Source organism: Pseudopedobacter beijingensis, assembly GCF_042678145.1.
Taxonomy (GTDB): domain Bacteria; phylum Bacteroidota; class Bacteroidia; order Sphingobacteriales; family Sphingobacteriaceae; genus Pseudopedobacter; species Pseudopedobacter beijingensis.
Genome location: NZ_JBHUDG010000030.1, coordinates 1 through 1,162 on the forward strand (window position 1 = coordinate 1; position 1,162 = coordinate 1,162).

1 protein-coding gene is annotated in these 1,162 nt (G+C 45.7%); it reads left to right on the forward strand.

Annotation, left to right across the window (positions count from 1 at the left end; translation table 11 throughout):
- Window positions 1-1,093: IS256 family transposase (locus ACFSAH_RS14095; RefSeq protein WP_379663381.1), on the forward strand; the 1,093-nt coding region annotated here is incomplete at its 5' end.
- Window positions 1,094-1,162 lie beyond the last annotated feature (69 nt).

Consider the following 1,162-nt stretch of genomic DNA (forward strand, 5'->3'; position numbering starts at 1 on the left):
CTTAGAAGCTGAGATGGAAAGCCATATGGACGAATTTGAACGCTCGCGAGGTAATCGGCGTAACGGCAAGTCCCACAAGCAGCTTCGCACCTCCGATGGCACAATCGACATCGACACACCTCGTGATCGCCGATCTAACTTCGAGCCCCAGCTCATTAAGAAACGTGAAACGATTTTAGCTGAGAGCCTGGAGAAGAAGATTTTAGGCATGTATGGTCTGGGTATGAGCCTGCGGGATATTTCCGGCCACATCAAGGAAATGTACGATACAGATATCAGCCACAGTACACTTTCTTCCATTACCGATAAGATCATTCCTGAGGTCAAGGAATGGCAATCAAGAAGCCTGGACTCTCTTTATACGATTGTCTGGATGGATGCCATGCACTACAAGGTGAAAGAAGACCATCGTTTTGTTTCTCGGGCTGTATACAATATCCTTGGTGTTGACCGAAACGGACATAAGCATCTGTTAGGGATGTATGTTTCGGAGAATGAGGGCGCTAATTTTTGGCTGAGCGTACTGACCGATTTACAGAACCGGGGCGTAGAGGATATCTTAATTGCCTGTATCGATAATCTCAAAGGTTTTTCAGAAGCGATACAGAGTGTTTTTCCCGATACCGAAGTACAAACCTGTGTAGTACACCAGATCCGTAACAGCTTAAAATATGTAGCCAGTAAGGATCAAAAGGAGTTTATGAACGATCTGAAGCCGGTCTACAGGGCTGACACCTTGGATCTTGCCGGGCTCCGGATGGATGAACTTCAGGATAAATGGGGTGAAAAGTATCCCGTGGTCATCGACTCCTGGCGGCGTAACTGGGATCGTTTGACTACCTATTTCCGATACGATAAATCCATCCGAAAATTGATCTACACGACCAACACGATCGAGGGGTTCCATCGCCAAGTCCGTAAGGTCACCAAAACTAAAGGTGCCTTCACTTCGGATATGGCGTTATTGAAACTGATATATTTAGCACATAAAAACATTAAGAAAAAATGGACGATGCCACTGGCTAATTGGGGAACAACGGCACAGAAATTAGCCATTTGGTTTCCGGGAAGAATGATGTTAGATTTGCAGTAAACAAAATGGATCAATTACCGCCCTGCGGGGCGGTAATTGATCCAGTGACACAGTTTGTTTTACACTCCC